Origin of the sequence: Paenibacillus sp. FSL K6-4396 (genome assembly GCF_038002525.1) — a bacterium.
Classification (GTDB): Bacteria; Bacillota; Bacilli; order Paenibacillales; family Paenibacillaceae; genus Paenibacillus; species Paenibacillus amylolyticus_B.
The window spans coordinates 1,888,799-1,902,047 of sequence record NZ_JBBOCR010000001.1; the positions used below are offsets into that span (position 1 = coordinate 1,888,799).

The window sequence follows — 13,249 nt, forward strand, 5'->3', positions numbered from 1 at the left end:
TAGGTCGCTCTTTTTTTGCATTAACAACAATGTGCAATGCTCCATAAACTCAAGCCTGGTATGATTTCAAAAGTTCTCTGAATGAAACTCTTTGCGACGATAATCGTTTGGTGTAACACCATTGAACTTTTTGAACATGCGATAGAAGTATGAACTGTTGGTGAATCCAGTTCTCTCGGCAATGTCGGCAACGGAGTTCTCCGTTTCCACCAGCAGATGCTGGGCCTTGGCTATGCGGGTTTCGTTAATCACGTCCGTGAGCCCTTTCAGGGTGAGCTGTTTGTAGAGCCTGCTTACATAGATGGGCGACATGTTAAGCTCATCTGCGATAGAAGTTAGACATAGATTGGGGTCCGCATAGTCCCGCTCAATAATGCCATTGATTTTACGAATCAACTCTTCGTGCTTCAGTGTACGTTTCTCCTCGACTTTGGAACCAAGCTCATCAAACATCCGATAGAAGTGTTCATGTACTTCACTGATGTCTTCAGCGTCTTTGACAGGCAGCATTAGACCATCCGAGACTGAATCAAGCGTGAGTTGATTATTCTTCTTGAGGGTATTTCGTACATGGTTCAGTGTCATCGTCAGATGGGATAAGGCTAGCTGGAAGACGGTAAATGGATATGCGGCTGTTTCGCCGACGATATCTGCATAGACTTGTTTGGCTTCTCGCGTCTTGCCTGTCATTAGATGGTCGACAAGCTGTCTTTCCTTACCTGCTGGGAAGGCGTACTCCTTGGCGTGATAAGCCATGATGTCAGAGGTATAGATCAGACAGCCCGGTCCCATGAACAAACGATGTAGTGAGGCTTCGGCTGATCTGGTGTAGGATGCAATACTGTCTTCCAATGAATCTTCTTCCGTGCCGATCGTACAGGAGATAGAGCATTTCAAATGGGTCATTACAGCAGCCTGCATCATGCGCAGCAGCTCCTCGATCGGATGATGAGCAGGTTGCCCAAGTTCATGGTTTTCCGCTTTTTCATTGAAGATGAGTGTGATCAGATCACCGCCCATGTCCACAGCTTCTGCATTATAGTGGAGATTGGCTGTCTCGGTGCAGATGTTCATCATGGCGTATTTTACAAGCTGGGTCTCATCACGATACGTTTCGCAGAATTCGGTAAAATGGTCAATACGCAGCAATACCAGTCTGGATGCATGCTGAACATCAATGGAGGAACCGTAGAACTTCATCCGTTCTTCCAGCATACCTCCAGTTACTGTTTCGCGGCCCTGTAGGGCCCCTCGTAGAAAATCCTGCCGTAACAAATGAAGACTGCCACGTCGCTCAGCTTCCATCACACGTAAACGAACAAGCACCTTGTCAATAGGGTGATATAGTTTTCGGGAAACAAGGTAAGAGAGCAGTAAGCCTGCGAAGAGAAGTCCAACACAAAACAGAACGGTATGTGTGCGCATACTCCGTATATCTGAGGTAATCAGATCATAAGGTGTTATTCTCACATAACGCCAACCCAGGTCATCGGGAGCGGTATAGGTGATGAGAGATTTTTCTCCGTCGACCTTCTCGGTAAAGTAAGCTGACTGCTCCGTATCCTGCATAATTGGCTTCATAAAAGCTTCGCTGGAAAGATTTTTCATCAATGCACGGTCGCCAAAGTCAGATAAAAGGTCTCCATTCTCATTTACAATAAAGGTTTTGCCTGGTTGATCCACAGCATTCATATTCGGACTGAGCCAATCATCCTTGATATTAACGATGACAGCATAGTTTAGCTTTGCGTTATCATTAATCGTGTCATAACAGAGATAGGTGTAGCTGTTAACCTCTGTTGCTTCGGTAGAGCCGACCTGATATGTACGCGGGATGGGCACAAAAGGTTTATAGTCATGGAAGCGTTGGAGGATGCTTGTAATCCCCTGATCATCGATCTCCGAGATGGACTGCTGCCCATTGCGCACGTTGGAACTGATATAGAATTCATTACTTTTGGAGTTATATACATAGATGGATTCGATAAAGGGAAGGGACATACGGTAGTTGTCTAGCTGCTCCATCGCCGATGTGATCTCATAGATATTTGGTTTGGAATAAAGCAGTAATGAAGAGATGGTGTAGTCCTGATAGATCTGATATGACAATGATTTTGCAGTCTCGGTCATTTTCGCCACTTCACGGCTGGTTTGAGTAAGACTGTTCATATCTGTACGATACACCTGACGAAGAGCAATCCGATTATAGTTGACGTACAAAATAGTAGAAGCCACAAGTAAGGTAGCGACGGTACTGATAATAATGCCGATCAGAATTCGTGTGAAGACCTTCTGACTGTCCTCTGAACGTTTACGCATTCATCTTCCCCCTCGAACCTCCTGTTTTGGGTGAACAACATAGAATTTCATATACATAAGTGGGGCTTCATACATGGATGAGCAGAAGAGCAAGAGTAACTTGAATTATATATTATGTATGCGTTTACATCAATGCTGGACAGGCCATTTTGCCTGTTTTCTCTACATAAAGTTCAACTTTCGCTGGATTGTTCACTAGGTGTAGCCTATGCACGATATCAACATTTGTGAACGGATGTGTGTGGATGTCTGTTCATTTCATGGTTCGTTCATTTTGTTCATAGTTCATTTCGCAGAATCGTTCATTTTCTGAAGGGAAGCTTCAGTATCCGTGAGTGAAGAGAGCATCTACAATAAAAAGAGAGCTCCACCACGCAGCACCGCAAGAAATTCGGGAGGGATCGAGCCATGCTCAAAGAATTGAACAAAAACAAAATCATGTTTCTGATGCTGTTGCCCACGCTGATCTTTTTTCTGATTAACTCGTATTTTCCGATGGTCGGCATCTATTATGCGTTCACCCGGTATGATTTTGAAGGCGGATTATTTGGTAGTCCATTTGTCGGTCTGGAGAACTTTAAGTTCCTGTGGCAATCCGGAATGCTGCTGAAGCTCACAACCAACACTGTGGGTTACAATCTCGCCTTCATTATATTAGGAAACGGTCTGGCGATCTTCTGTGCGATCATGCTTAGCGAAATCCGGGGCAGGTTATTCAAAAAAATCACGCAATCCGTCATGTTCTTGCCGTATTTCATCTCATTTGTACTATTAAGTGTAATCGCTTACAACATGTTTAACTACGAGTCGGGTTTTGTGAACACGGTGCTCAAACGTTTTGAGGCCGGTCCGGTCGATATTTATAACACACCCTGGATCTGGGTGTTCCTGATCATCATCTTTTATCTGTGGAAAAATCTTGGATACAGCATGGTCATCTATCTGGCCGCCATAACGGGGATCAGTGACGAGTACTATGAGGCTGCCCGAATCGACGGAGCCAATATATTTCAGCGGATCTGGTACATTACGGTACCAATGTTGAAGCCAACCTTTGTCATCCTATTGTTGTTCTCGCTCGGCAGCATCATGAAGGGACAGTTTGACCTGTTCTATCAACTGATTGGCAACAACGGGGTGCTATACAACGCTACAGATATTATTGATACGTATGTTTATCGTTCTCTGAAAGTAACGTTTGATATCGGGATGGCAACGGCTGCTGGTCTCTATCAATCGTTGTTTGGATTCATTTTGATCATGACCGTCAACTATATTATCCGCAAAGTAAATGAGGACTACGCCTTGTTCTAGAACGCCCGCAGGGCAGGAGGGAGAACGATCATGAACACGCCAATGAATACTCACACGCGTACGAATACGCGTCTCAGAGATTCGGAATTCACTTTCATGTTTCAACTGATTTCCTACAGCTTCATCATCATTTTATCCATCATGTGCTTGCTACCGTTTCTGCTGATCCTATCCGGTTCATTCAGCAGCAACGAGTCCATTGTGAGGGATGGTTATCACCTCTTTCCAACGGACTTTTCCCTGGAAGGTTACAAAATGGTGTTCAAATTCCCGACTCAGGTACTCAAAGCTTATGGGGTAACGGTCTTTACAACGGTGGTGGGGACTACGCTAGGGCTGTTCCTCATCACGATGGCCGGATTTGTGCTCCAGCGTAAGGACTTTAAATATCGGAATACGTTCTCGTTTTTTATCTACTTCACAACCCTGTTCGGTGGGGGACTTGTGCCTTGGTACATTATGCTGGCGAACTACTTCAATCTCACAGATACGTACACCGTACTTATTTTCCCGGGGTTGATGACGCCATTCCTCATTATCCTGATGAAAAACTTCATTCGCTCGGCAGTGCCGGATGAATTGATTGAGTCCGCCAAAATTGATGGAGCGAATGACTTCCGCATCTATTTCAGCATTGTGTTGAAACTGGCGATGCCTGGTATCGCCACCGTAGGTCTGTTCCTGGCACTGGGTTACTGGAATGACTGGTTTACCTCATCCCTCTTCATTAACAACCCGGATATGTACCAACTGCAATTTTATCTCTACAACACGATGAACACGATTACATTCATTGACCAGATGGCGATTGGCACAGGAATCACACTCAGTCAGGATGTGCCTACGGAATCAACCAAGATGGCAATGGCTATCGTTGTAACGGGACCGATTTTGTTCCTGTATCCGTTTGTACAACGTTATTTTGTCAAAGGACTCACCATTGGTGCAGTGAAAGGTTAGAACGCGAACACGCTGTGGGTGTCAGGCCATTGACATCATTTCCGGTCTGAAACATGGCGAGTCTGCGCTAACATATAAAGGTTCACCATAAAAAGGGAGGATGCGTATGCGTAACAAAACAATTCGGCACCTGTCTCTGGTACTTGCCCTGATGTTGTTCGCCGGGGTACTTGCCGCATGTAATAACGGTTCGGGGGGATCGACGCAAGGAAGCGAGCAGGGAGGAACATCCGGGAACAAAGGCGAGAAAGTCACGCTTCAATTTTACATGCTTGGGGATGCTCCGAAAGATCTGCCTGTTATTGAATCTGAGATCAATAAGCTGGCGGAGGCTGATCTGAACGTCAATGTGAAATTCAACTACACCTCATGGACCGACTGGGATCAAAAATATAAACTGCTGCTGTCTTCGGGACAGCCGATCGATCTGATCTTCACAGCGGATTGGACATTCTACCAGTCCTATGCCAAGAAGGGCGCGTTCCTGCCACTGGATGAAATGTTGCCTACAGCAGCGCCAGCACTGAAAGCTCATGTCCCTGATGACATGTGGAATGCTGTCAAAATCAATGACAAAATCTATACTGTTCCATCCACTTGGATTGAGTATGTAACCGAGGGGATTGCGTACCGTGAGGACTTGCGCGAGAAGTACAATCTTCCAAAACCGGAATCATTGGAGACGCTCGAAGCGTATCTGGAGGGCATCAAAGCCAACGAACCCAATATGATTCCTATTGCGGATAGCAATGCCAACCATACCCATGGTATTCGTCAATTGACATCCAAGCTGGTTAATACAGCAGGTCAACTTCCATATGGACTGGATATTATGTATGACACACCATCAACCGTGACGCCCTACTGGGGATCCGCGCAACACCTGGAAGACCTGAAAACATACAAACGTTGGATGGATAAAGGATTTTTCCCGAAAAACGTACTGAATGTAAAAGATACATCCAACTCGTTGTTGCAAAATGGAAAAGCGGCTGTTGTTCTGTCTGGGGAAAACCCTAACAAATTTAATGCAGATGTAATCAAGGTGCAGTCTACGCATCCAGATTGGAAATTGGCTTATTTCCCTTACCCGAATGCAAAAGGGTTTGCACAACCGGTTCACCCGATCCACAATGGTTTTGCGATTCCGCGTAGCAGTAAAAACCCGGAAAAAGCATTGGCATTTTATGAGAAACTGGTGACAGATAAACGATATAACTGGTTGACTGAATACGGCGTTGAAGGCAAAAACTTCGAGGTAGATAATGGATACTACAAAATGGTCGGAGATGCACAAACAAACGGCTTCCCGCGTGAGGGCATGAATGGGTGGGCTTGGCGTAATCCGGAATTCATGCTCTATGATAAAACCTTTGATGACGTGCTGACCATGTTTGAAGATCTCGACAAAATCAAAAAGCCGGATATCTTTACAGGATTTGCTGAAGACTGGACTCCGTACCAAGCCGAGAAGGCTGCATTGGAACAAGTGGAAAAACAATATTTGTATCCGCTTAATGTAGGTTTGGTGGCAGACGTAGAGGCTGGATTGAACACATTTATGGAGAAGGCGAAGCAAGCAGGATTGGAAAAAATTCAGGCGGAATACACCAAGCAGTGGCAGGAGTACTTGAAGTCAACAGGCATTCAATAATTTGTACTTTCCTTCATAAAGAAAAGGTGCCTTCAAATCCGAAGGCACCTTTTCAATGTGGTTGCAGGCTTGTTTGAAGCCGTTGGTTAGAGGCATGATTGGATAAAGATTACGGGAAGCAGCACTTTATTTGGATAAATTCATAAACGGGCCTCTTCTGCGGATGAAGGACGAACGTCCTCCAGCAGATCGATAATACTTTGAGCGCTCTGCATCGGATGAACCTTGGCGATTTCGGCCAGATGACGTTTGCGTTTACGTACAACATCCGGGTAGTGATGCAACAGCTTGTTCATCCATTTGACCACTACGTCATGCGAAGTTATGGGTTCTCCCAATCCTCTTGCCGTAAAATAATGGACGTTTTCTTCTTCCTGACCAGGTATAGGGTTGTGGAACAACATTGGAATTCCTTTGGCCAAGCCTTCACTGCATGTCATTCCCCCAGGTTTGGTGATCAGCAGGTCGGATACTTCCATCAATTTGTCCACTTCGTTGGTGTACCCCATAATATGAATGTTTTCTTTGCGATACATGGGGTTCTGTTCCATGCTGATCCGTGTTTTATCATTGCGACCCAGACAAAAAATGATCTGAATATCTTCATGCCAGCGTGTCAGCAGCGGGTGGACCAGCTTGTCACTGAGCATTCCCCAGCCGCCACCCATCACCAGTACAGTAGGCATGTTCTTGAGGTTAAATCTGTTTCGAATCTCTTCTCGCCCGGGATGCTCCCAGAAATTTGGATGTACCGGAATGCCCGTGACTCGAATGTTGTCTGTAGGTACGCCGCGTAGCATTAGTTTGGACTTAACCTCATCTGAAGAAACCAGATAAAGGTCTACTTCACGGTTAATCCACGTCCCATGTGCATCATAGTCGGTGATGACTGTGCATAGGGGAACCTGTACACCCAGACGCTTCAGTCTGGATATGACAGCACTTGGAATCGGATGTGTACAGACGATTGCATCGGGACGTAACTGGCGCACAACGCTGCGTGTATGTGTATAGAACAGTTTATGCAGCGCCAGTGTTGTCAGCCTGTTTAATGATTTTTTATATTGGTGTCTGTATACGTATCCGACAAGTTTGGGTTGGTTGGTAACCGTTTTTTTGTATGCTGTTATAATCAGAGGTGCAACCTTGGGATTTAAGAAACTTCCCAGTTCAAGCACTTTTGTCTGCACGTCTGGCGAAAGCTTTCGCAAATTGCTGGACAGTGCATAGGCGGCTTGAGTATGACCCGTACCAAAGCCTTCAGATAATAGTAATACTCTTTTTTTCTCCACGCTTGCTTCACCTGTTCCTGCTAGGTTTTTCTGAGTCTAACATATCGGCTTTAAGACCAGAATGCAACTGTTGCAAGTGCGACTAAAGTACCTATTGTGGCACCTGCCAGAACATCGGAAGGATAGTGTAATCCCAGATAAATTCGAGAGAATCCGACAATAAGGGCCACAGGCAACAATATTAGCAATAAGATCGGATCAGTGGTCATAAAGGGAACTGTGACCGAAAAAATGGCAGTTGTGTGCCCTGAAGGAAACGAGTGATCCGTCAGGGGATTACGGAACGTAATTGTATCCGGCAAGGCCAGATAAGGTCGAATGCGGGGATACAATTTTTTCGCGATGGCTACAGGAATGTGGCTGACCGCAAGAGCGATACAAGCCTGGAGTCCTGTTGTGCTCCATGGGGCTGGAGCAAGCAGCCAGATTAACAAGGATATTGCAATAGAAGATGTTGCTCCACCCAGATGGGTGAAATAATACAGCCAAAAATTCATAAAACGATTATGAAGTCGGCCGTTGATCCACATAAAAACATTTCGATCATAATCTTGAAACTTTAAGAATAAACGGCTCATATTGGCCTCCTGCCAGTCAGGCCGCCCGTAATGGCGGCATTATTTCCGGTGATTTTCTGCATCCGGTTTCGTCCTGATTAGTATATAACCGTTTTTCGTGAACTTGAGGTTATTTCAGGTATATGTTTATCATATTTTTAAATGTTGTCCTTTTCAAGAAGAACCCATGTAAAGAAAGTGAAATTCATGTTAAAGAGTGGATATATACCCATCTTAACTTTTTGACTTGGGTCAACCAAAAAAGATACAATGATTCAACATGGCTGAAATGAGGTAAAAAAATGTGAGTTCTGTTTCAAACTTTTTGAGTTCTGTTTGCGTTATTTGTTATAGAGCCTCTGACGAAGAATAACATGCTGATGAAAAAAGCAGGGACTTTAGAAATAAAAATCAAGTAAACGGCTGAAAATAAGATATAACAGGCATGAATGCGAGGTTGTGGTATCACGAAGTGTCTATTCAGCGTTTAAAGATCACATTTCTGCTTCAGAAAGTGGAATTGGGGTTTTGACAAATGACTGAAAAGGATACAGAATCGATAAAGCAGCCAACTGATAGCAACCAAGCTTTGAAACATTGCCTGATATATTCACGTAGTACACAAAAGAACAGGGTCATATTCTGCAGATCAAAAAAAAATAAATTGCAGAATCAGGAAGAGAAATGCTTGAGTAAACTGGGTTTTGAAAAAAAGGGGGTAACAGAGAACGATGTTGGACGCTATATTCGTCACGATGCAGGTCATTCTGGCACTGCTAGCCGTGTACCAATTCACGTTTTCGCTGTTCGGTCTGATTAAGAAAAAGAAAAAGAAACATTATCCGGCGACAAAATCATTCGCTGTACTCGTCGCAGCACACAATGAGGAACAAGTCATTGGTGCCTTGATGGAGAACTTGAAACAACTTGATTATCCGGAAGATCTGTACGATGTGTTTGTCATCTGTGACAACTGTACGGATGGAACGGCTCAAATTGTCAGAGAGCATGGATTAAACGCCTGTGTACGTACCAATGCCGATTTAAGAGGTAAAGGGTACGCCATCGAATGGATGCTTAAGTACCTGTGGAAATTGCCACGTCAGTATGACGCAGTTGTTATGTTTGACGCGGATAACCTGGTTGACCGTAACTTCTTGCTTGAGATGAATGATGACTTGAACAATGGTTCGCGTGTTATCCAAGGATACATTGATACAAAAAATCCGGAGGATTCCTGGATTACTGCAGCTTATGGTGTATCTTACTGGTACATCAACCGTCTGTGGCAGTTGTCTCGTCATAACTTGAATATGGCGAATTTCCTCGGAGGAACCGGAATGTGCTTTGAGACCAACCTGTTGAAGGAAATTGGTTGGGGTGCAACAAGTCTGGTTGAGGATTTGGAGTTTACGATGCGCAGTGTGCAACGTAATGTGTATCCTGTTTTCAACTATGACGCCAAAGTATTTGATGAGAAGCCATTAACATTCAAAGCTTCAGCGAGACAACGTCTGCGCTGGATGCAAGGTCACTTTACAGTTGCGCGTAGATACTTCTTCCCGCTGCTATGGCAGTCCATTAAGGAAAGAAGCCTAGTGAAATTCGACCTTGCTATCTATGGAGCCAATGTCTATGTGGTGTTGCTTACGTTCCTGATGACGGCTGTGATGTGGGTAGACATGGCTATATTCAGTGGTCCGCACATTGCTAATATTTATGGATACTTCCCATTATGGGTTGGGTTCGTGGCTATTGGTTTGAACATTCTAACGTTCCTGTTGTCCATGGCGCTGGAGAAGGTTACCTTTGCCAAAGTTTATCTATATCTGATTTTGTTCCCGATCTACCTGCTGTCTTGGTACCCGATTACGTTCTACGCTTTCTTTACGCAGAACAACAAACAGTGGAGCCACACTCAACATACACGTGTTGTACGGTTGGATGAGGTGCAAAGCAAACAAGGGTAAGGAACATGCATGCGATAATTTGTTGACATCTGATATCACAAATGTATAATTCACGAAAAATGTTGTGAAGAATGTTGACAATGTATTTCATGGGTGATATAGTATTCAAGTGCCTTAAAACGAATAGAAATGGAATCACAAGCAGAAGTCCGACTTCTCACCTGATCAACAAACATGTTGGCTGGTCAACGATCCCAATAATTTATGAAGTGTATACTCATGAAGAATTGTGTTGATTACAGGGATGTCGGTAGCTTGACCGGCATCCCTTTTATTTTTGTTTAACTGGATATTCAAAATGACCTGGAGGTGGACGATTATTAGTAAAGATCACATGATTAATGATGAGATTCGGGCGAAGGAAGTACGCCTTGTCGGAGCTGAAGGAGAACAAATTGGGATTACGCCCATTCGCGAAGCACTGCAAATGGCGATTGACCTGAATTTGGATCTGGTCAATGTGGCACCACAGGCTAAACCGCCGGTGTGTCGTATTATGGACTATGGCAAATTCCGCTATGAGCAACAAAAGAAAGATAAAGAAGCCCGTAAGAACCAGAAAATTGTTGATATTAAAGAAGTATGGTTCCGTTCCAATATTGAGGAGCACGATTATCAAACGAAGCTTCGTAATGTAGTTAAGTTTTTGAACGAAGGCGACAAAGTGAAATGTTCTGTTCGTTATCGCGGACGTGAAATTGCACATGCCGCGATTGGTCAACGGATTTTGGAGCGCGTTAAGGTAGAAGTTGCAGAACTTTGTACTGTTGAACGTCAACCAAAATTGGAAGGCCGCAGTATGATCATGATCTTGGCTCCTAAAGCCTGATAACATTGGAGGAGGAAACACAAAATGCCTAAAATGAAAACACACAGCAGTTTGAAAGGACGCTTCAAAATTACCGGTTCCGGTAAAGTCCTTCGTTACAAAGCTCACAAAAACCACTTGCTTTCCCACAAATCCAAACGTGCTAAGCGCGTTCTGAACGGTAACCCAGTTATGGCTGCCGGGGATGTTAGACGTTTGAAACAAGGTTTGGCTAACTTGAAAGGCTAATTCTAATTAGTACATTCCGTATGGGGGATCGGCTACGGCCGTACACATACCACGGATATATTTATATTTATTTGGGAGGTTCTTTAATATGGCAAGAGTAAAAGGCGGTTTTGTAGTACGTCGTCGTCATAAAAAGGTTTTGAAACTGGCAAGAGGTTATTTCGGTTCCAAACACCGTATCTTTAAAACAGCTAACGAGCAAGTAATGAAATCCCTGGTATACGCATACCGTGACCGTCGCAACACGAAACGTAACTTCCGCAGACTGTGGATCGTTCGTATCAATGCAGCAGCACGTATGAATGGTTTGTCTTACAACAAACTGATCCATGGTTTGAAACTTGCTGGAGTAGACATGAACCGCAAAATGTTGGCTGATCTGGCCGTTAACGACATCAATGCGTTCAACTCTTTGGCTACTGTAGCTAAAGGCAAAATCAACGCTTAAATTGTATGATCCAAGCCGCCGTACCTATATGGCGGCTTTTTTTACGGCTTGGAAGAAATTCGAAGATGAATCTCTGAATGAGTAGAGCGAATAGGCTGTAGTCTGGAGGGGAACAATGAAACCAGATAACTGGTTGAATAACCGTCCATGAGAATACATAAAATACGAACGGTGAAATAATACAAATGAATACAGGTGAATCCCACTCATCACTAAAGTTCACGATATGTTTTTGTGATATAACATCACATCATTGTAACGTTAGTGTGTTAAAACGCTAAATTATTAAGCGTTTTCAATAAAAAAAGAACAAAAATATGTGATATTTGGTGATGAAACATCTGGATTTTAACACTGGTTGATTGTATAATCACCTCTAGTAGGCTAGTCCTAGATTTTTCTCTCCATGTCATAATGTTCGGTTTTTCGACAGATGATAGGATGCCACAAGGGTGAAAATGCGCTTTGAATGTCGAAGAAACCATACATTCTGCATAAAAGTCATTTCTGCTATCTGTTAACCGTTCAATTGTAGGCTGGATTGGAATGAGGGATATATCATTAAGGGGGAAAAAGAGAAATGAAAAAGATGCTCAGCTTGTCTTTGGTAATGTTGCTGGCGGTATCGGTTATGCTCGCGGGTTGCGGTAGCAAACCGAAAGAAGAAACAAATGCCGGAGGAGATACAGGTGGAACTCCCACTGAAGCGAAATCCGATCTCAAAATCGGTATGGTTACTGACGTAGGTGGAGTTAATGACAAATCCTTTAACCAATCCGCTTGGGAAGCTCTGCAAGCGACTGAAACAGAAACAGGTGTAGCAGTTAAATACCTGCAAAGTAAATCCGATGAAGAGTACATTCCTAACTTGAACGAATTCGTCAAAGGTGGATATGATCTGACTTGGGGTATCGGTTTCCAATTGGCTGATGCAATCAAGACTGTAGCTGAGCAAAACCCTGATTCCAAACTCGCGATCATCGACAGTGTTGTTGATGCTCCTAACGTTAAATCCGTAACATTTGCTGAAGAAGAAGGATCTTACCTGGTTGGTGTTGTGGCTGGTCTGACAACAAAATCCAACAAAATTGGTTTTGTAGGTGGTATGGAAAGCCCACTGATCAAAAAGTTTGAAGTAGGATTCAGAGAAGGCGTTAAAGCAGTTAACCCTGATGCTCAATTCATTTCTAACTACACAGGTGCATTTGATAAACCTGACTTGGGTAAAGCAGCAGCAGCGACACTTTACAATGAAGGCGTAGATATTATCTTCCACGCTTCTGGCGCAACAGGTAATGGTGTGTTTAACGAAGCAAGTGCTCGTAAGAAACAAGGTCAAGATGTATGGGTTATCGGTGTGGACAAAGACCAATCTCTTGAGTTTGGTGATGAGATCACATTGACTTCCATGATCAAAAAAGTTGACGAAGCAGTTAAGCGCGTTAACAAAGAAGTAGTTGATGGTACATTCGCTGGCGGTTCCGAGAACCTGACTTTGAAAGAAAACGGCGTAGGTATTGCTGATACTTCTACTGCCAATGTATCTGCTGATACACTTGCAAAAGTGGAAGAGTACAAAGAAAAAATCATCAGCGGCGAAATCAAAGTTCCTACAGAGTAATTTTGATCTTAGTCGCAAATGAATAATCATTGGGGCCGGTCTTGACCGGCCTTATGA

11 protein-coding genes are annotated in these 13,249 nt (G+C 43.8%); 8 read left to right on the forward strand and 3 right to left on the reverse strand.

Features of this window, described 5'->3' with window-relative positions:
- Window positions 1-66 precede the first annotated feature (66 nt).
- The gene (locus MHB85_RS08660; RefSeq protein ID WP_192134639.1) at window positions 67-2,319 is read right to left on the reverse strand and encodes an AraC family transcriptional regulator; all 2,253 of its coding nucleotides are present in this window, start codon (window positions 2,317-2,319) and stop codon (window positions 67-69) included.
- A 408-nt stretch (window positions 2,320-2,727) separates the two neighbouring features.
- On the opposite strand from MHB85_RS08660, the gene MHB85_RS08665 reads away from it, so the two are divergent.
- The 3 genes from MHB85_RS08665 (at window position 2,728) to MHB85_RS08675 (ending at window position 6,247) form a co-directional block, all read left to right on the forward strand.
- Window positions 2,728-3,633 carry an ABC transporter permease gene (locus MHB85_RS08665; RefSeq protein WP_017689672.1) on the forward strand — a complete coding sequence of 302 codons (906 nt, stop codon included), beginning with the start codon at window positions 2,728-2,730 and terminating at the stop codon, window positions 3,631-3,633.
- A 96-nt stretch (window positions 3,634-3,729) separates the two neighbouring features.
- Window positions 3,730-4,593: a carbohydrate ABC transporter permease gene (locus MHB85_RS08670; protein WP_370511436.1), complete on the forward strand. Its 864-nt coding sequence runs from the start codon at window positions 3,730-3,732 to the stop codon at window positions 4,591-4,593.
- Between the two features lie 100 nt (window positions 4,594-4,693).
- Window positions 4,694-6,247 carry an ABC transporter substrate-binding protein gene (locus tag MHB85_RS08675; protein ID WP_373419814.1) on the forward strand — a complete coding sequence of 518 codons (1,554 nt, stop codon included), beginning with the start codon at window positions 4,694-4,696 and terminating at the stop codon, window positions 6,245-6,247.
- Between the two features lie 140 nt (window positions 6,248-6,387).
- Here the strand turns inward: MHB85_RS08675 and MHB85_RS08680 are convergent, their stop codons facing one another.
- Window positions 6,388-7,539, reverse strand: coding sequence for an MGDG synthase family glycosyltransferase (locus tag MHB85_RS08680; RefSeq protein ID WP_192134641.1), 1,152 nt, complete (start codon window positions 7,537-7,539; stop codon window positions 6,388-6,390).
- Between the two features lie 50 nt (window positions 7,540-7,589).
- Window positions 7,590-8,117, reverse strand: a complete 528-nt coding sequence (locus MHB85_RS08685; protein ID WP_017689668.1) for a phosphatase PAP2 family protein — start codon at window positions 8,115-8,117, stop codon at window positions 7,590-7,592.
- Between the two features lie 710 nt (window positions 8,118-8,827).
- Between MHB85_RS08685 and MHB85_RS08690 the strand changes: the two genes are divergently transcribed.
- The 5 genes from MHB85_RS08690 (at window position 8,828) to MHB85_RS08710 (ending at window position 13,192) form a co-directional block, all read left to right on the forward strand.
- Window positions 8,828-10,066 (forward strand): glycosyltransferase family 2 protein, encoded by a 1,239-nt coding sequence (locus tag MHB85_RS08690; protein ID WP_036610177.1) that lies wholly within the window; start codon window positions 8,828-8,830, stop codon window positions 10,064-10,066.
- A gap of 334 nt (window positions 10,067-10,400) precedes the next feature.
- Window positions 10,401-10,895: a translation initiation factor IF-3 gene (gene infC, locus MHB85_RS08695; RefSeq protein WP_017689666.1), complete on the forward strand. Its 495-nt coding sequence runs from the start codon at window positions 10,401-10,403 to the stop codon at window positions 10,893-10,895.
- A gap of 24 nt (window positions 10,896-10,919) precedes the next feature.
- Window positions 10,920-11,123 (forward strand): 50S ribosomal protein L35, encoded by a 204-nt coding sequence (gene rpmI, locus MHB85_RS08700; protein WP_017689665.1) that lies wholly within the window; start codon window positions 10,920-10,922, stop codon window positions 11,121-11,123.
- A gap of 88 nt (window positions 11,124-11,211) precedes the next feature.
- Window positions 11,212-11,571 carry a 50S ribosomal protein L20 gene (gene rplT, locus MHB85_RS08705; RefSeq protein WP_017689664.1) on the forward strand — a complete coding sequence of 120 codons (360 nt, stop codon included), beginning with the start codon at window positions 11,212-11,214 and terminating at the stop codon, window positions 11,569-11,571.
- Window positions 11,572-12,151: 580 nt separating this feature from the next.
- Entirely contained in the window at window positions 12,152-13,192 is a 1,041-nt protein-coding gene (locus MHB85_RS08710; protein ID WP_091014850.1) for a BMP family lipoprotein, read from the forward strand.
- The last annotated feature ends 57 nt before the right edge of the window (window positions 13,193-13,249 follow it).

Bases quoted from the DNA above. Each gene is read 5' to 3' on its own strand.
- MHB85_RS08665 (WP_017689672.1), top strand. From the start codon at position 2,728: ATGCTCAAAGAATTGAACAAAAACAAAATCATGTTTCTGATGCTGTTG.
- MHB85_RS08675 (WP_373419814.1), top strand. From the start codon at position 4,694: ATGCGTATGCGTAACAAAACAATTCGGCACCTGTCTCTGGTACTTGCC.
- MHB85_RS08690 (WP_036610177.1), top strand. From the start codon at position 8,828: ATGTTGGACGCTATATTCGTCACGATGCAGGTCATTCTGGCACTGCTA.
- MHB85_RS08685 (WP_017689668.1), bottom strand. From the start codon at position 8,117: ATGAGCCGTTTATTCTTAAAGTTTCAAGATTATGATCGAAATGTTTTT.
- MHB85_RS08660 (WP_192134639.1), bottom strand. From the start codon at position 2,319: ATGCGTAAACGTTCAGAGGACAGTCAGAAGGTCTTCACACGAATTCTG.
- MHB85_RS08670 (WP_370511436.1), top strand. From the start codon at position 3,730: ATGTTTCAACTGATTTCCTACAGCTTCATCATCATTTTATCCATCATG.
- MHB85_RS08710 (WP_091014850.1), top strand. From the start codon at position 12,152: ATGAAAAAGATGCTCAGCTTGTCTTTGGTAATGTTGCTGGCGGTATCG.
- infC (WP_017689666.1), top strand. From the start codon at position 10,401: ATGATTAATGATGAGATTCGGGCGAAGGAAGTACGCCTTGTCGGAGCT.
- rplT (WP_017689664.1), top strand. From the start codon at position 11,212: ATGGCAAGAGTAAAAGGCGGTTTTGTAGTACGTCGTCGTCATAAAAAG.
- rpmI (WP_017689665.1), top strand. From the start codon at position 10,920: ATGCCTAAAATGAAAACACACAGCAGTTTGAAAGGACGCTTCAAAATT.